Origin of the sequence: Desulfovibrio sp. 1214_IL3152 (genome assembly GCF_036763055.1) — a bacterium.
Classification (GTDB): domain Bacteria; phylum Desulfobacterota; class Desulfovibrionia; order Desulfovibrionales; family Desulfovibrionaceae; genus Desulfovibrio.
In genome coordinates, this window is sequence record NZ_JBAIYW010000575.1 from 1 (window position 1) to 2,766 (window position 2,766).

Consider the following 2,766-nt stretch of genomic DNA (forward strand, 5'->3'; position numbering starts at 1 on the left):
GGCCCGGCGGTTTGCGGGACGCAGGCGCATGCTGAGCCGTGTGCGCTTTTGGAGCAGATGCAAGCAAGTTTTATGCCTGTAGCACGCTGATGAAGCCTGACATCCGGCACAATGCGGCGTTTTTCGCGGCGATCCGGCTGGCCTGCCCGTTGCCGAGGTTCGGTATGGCGCGGTGTGGCTGTATTTTGGCGCTTTTCGCGCTGTCAGTCTAGCAATGGCTGGCCGACTGGTCTACAGGGAAGCGGGAATTGGCGGATTTTTTGTTTTTGGCGGACAATGGTGCAGCAGGAATGCTGAAGGCCCGGCAAGGCCGCGCCTGCCGGGGAGCACGCGTTTTATGTGCAGATGCCCGCGCGGACAGAAGAAAAAGAGTGCGTTATGCAGCGCGGAATATGGCAGCGGGCAAAACCGTTCGGCAGCAGGGGCAGCGGAGCGACAAGGAAAAATGGAGGCGCGGCCATGCAAAAAAGTCGCTTGGGCTTTGCGGCAAAATCTGCTAAAGAACCGCAATCCAAAGGAGGCTACGGATGTCCAGCGACCGCGCGAAAGCCTATACTCAGGCAGGCGTTGACATTGAGGCGGGAAACACCCTTGTGTCGCGTATCAAATCCATGGTGCAGAGCACCCAGACCAGGGGCGTCATTTCAGACATCGGCGGCTTTGGCGGCCTTTTCCGTCCCGATCTCAGCGGCATGAGCGAGCCTGTGCTGGTTTCTTCCACCGATGGTGTGGGCACCAAGCTCAAGCTGGCTTTCGCTTTTGACAAACACGATACCGTGGGCATCGACCTGGTGGCCATGAGCGTGAACGATATTCTTGTTCAGGGGGCCAATCCTCTGTTCTTTCTTGACTACTTTGCCACAGGCAAGCTGGATGTAGACACGGCGCACACCGTCATCGGTGGCGTGGCCGAAGGCTGCCGCCAGTCCGACTGCGCCCTGTTGGGCGGGGAAACCGCGGAAATGCCCGACATGTATGCCCCCGGCGAATATGATCTGGCTGGTTTTTGCGTGGGCATTGTGGACAACGCCAAGCTTATTGACGGTTCGAGCATTCAGGTGGGCGACCACATTGTGGGCATTGCCTCGTCGGGCCTGCATTCCAACGGTTATTCCCTGGCCCGCAAGGTGCTGGAAAAAAGCGGCCTTTCGCCCGACGACGCCTTTCCCGGAGCCGACGGCGCCACCGTGCGCGACGTTATGCTTGCCCCCACCATCATTTATGTGGAGGCCGTGCGCTCTCTCTTGCGCGACCTTAACGTCAAGGGCATGGCCCACATCACGGGCGGCGGCTTTTATGACAATATCCCCCGTGTGCTGCCGGCACAGGTGGAGGCCCGCATCAACTTCGGCAGTTGGCAGATGGCTCCGGTTTTCAGATGGCTCAAGGAAACGGGCGACCTTTCCTGGCCCGAAATTCTTCAAATATTCAACGGCGGCATAGGTTACGTGCTGGTGCTGCCCCCTGACCAGAGCGAAGAGGCCATCAGCCGTATTCAGGCGTTCAATCTGCGCGCCTGGCATATCGGCGATGTGGCCCGCCGTGGCAAAAATGCTGCTGGCGAAGAAAATGAACAGGTTATAGTAAACTTCTGATTTCCGGCGCGTCAGTTCTCAGCCGCCTTGCGTGGCTCAAGCCCGTCTGCGCCGGTTTCGCGGGCGGGCTGTTTTTATACGGCTGAAGCTGCGCTTGCACCTTTGCGGCGGGCGACTGCTCACGCAGCCGCCAGAGCAATTTCAAAGTGAAATTGCTCGGATGTCCGGGGCATGGCGGTGGGCAAGCGCGCCGCTTTTCGTGTTCTTTTGCATGTGCAGTGATACACCGGCGTCTGCCGCCGGACTGGGGGAAATATGAACAGTACCTTGGGCTGCCTTGGCAATGCCCTGTGGTTCATACTCGGCGGCCTCGTCATGGGCCTTGTATGGTGGATGTTCGGCGTGCTCTGCTTTATCTCCATCATCGGCATTCCCTGGGGCCGCGCCTGTTTCGTCATGGGCAACTTCGCCTTTTTTCCCTTCGGCAAGATGCCCGTCTCGCGCGAGGTGCTCACCGGACAGCCCGATGTGGGGACCGGTATGCTGGGAACAGTGGGCAACATCGTCTGGCTTGTTTTTGCGGGCATCTGGATAGCCCTGGGGCATCTGGTGTCTGCGGCGGCCTGCGCCGTGACCATCATCGGCATTCCCTTTGCCTGGCAGCACGTCAAGCTGGCGGCTCTGGCCCTTTGCCCCATAGGCAAGACCGTTGTGCCCGCCCCGGTGGCCCAGGCAGCGGAAGAGGCCGCCACCCTGCGCGGTTATCACAAGCAGTAAGACACCGGCACACGACGGAACAAACAGGGCAGGAGCAGAATCATGACGGAAAAAACGGCATTGCGCCGGGCCATTTTTCTTGACCGCGACGGAACCCTGAACAGGGATACGGGCTATGTTCACCGCAAGGAGGACTGGCAGTGGCTGCCCGGCGTGCCTGAGGCGCTCAAGCGCCTGCGCGCCGTCGGTTACGTTCTGGTGGTGGTAAGCAACCAGTCGGGCATTGCGCGCGGCATGTTTGACCATGACGCCCTCAAACGCCTGGAAGAATGGATCAATGCCGACCTGGCGGCAAAGAACGCCGCCATTGACGCCTGGTACTACTGCCCGCACCTGCCGGAAATTACCGGTCCGTGCCAGTGCCGCAAGCCGGAGCCGGGGCTTATTCTTCAGGCCGCCCGCGATCTGCATATCGACCTTGCCGATTCGTGGATGATCGGTGACCGCGTGCGCA

The 2,766-nt window shown here is 60.0% G+C and carries 3 protein-coding genes; all 3 read left to right on the forward strand.

Annotation, left to right across the window (positions count from 1 at the left end):
• Nucleotides 1-527: 527 nt before the first annotated feature.
• The gene (gene purM / locus V6C07_RS12140) at nt 528-1,595 is read left to right on the forward strand and encodes a phosphoribosylformylglycinamidine cyclo-ligase (RefSeq protein ID WP_333536740.1); all 1,068 of its coding nucleotides are present in this window, start codon (nt 528-530) and stop codon (nt 1,593-1,595) included.
• Between the two features lie 255 nt (nt 1,596-1,850).
• Nucleotides 1,851-2,312, forward strand: a complete 462-nt coding sequence (locus V6C07_RS12145) for a YccF domain-containing protein (RefSeq protein ID WP_333536741.1) — start codon at nt 1,851-1,853, stop codon at nt 2,310-2,312.
• Between the two features lie 42 nt (nt 2,313-2,354).
• Nucleotides 2,355-2,766: D-glycero-alpha-D-manno-heptose-1,7-bisphosphate 7-phosphatase (locus V6C07_RS12150; protein ID WP_333536742.1), on the forward strand; the 412-nt coding region annotated here is incomplete at its 3' end.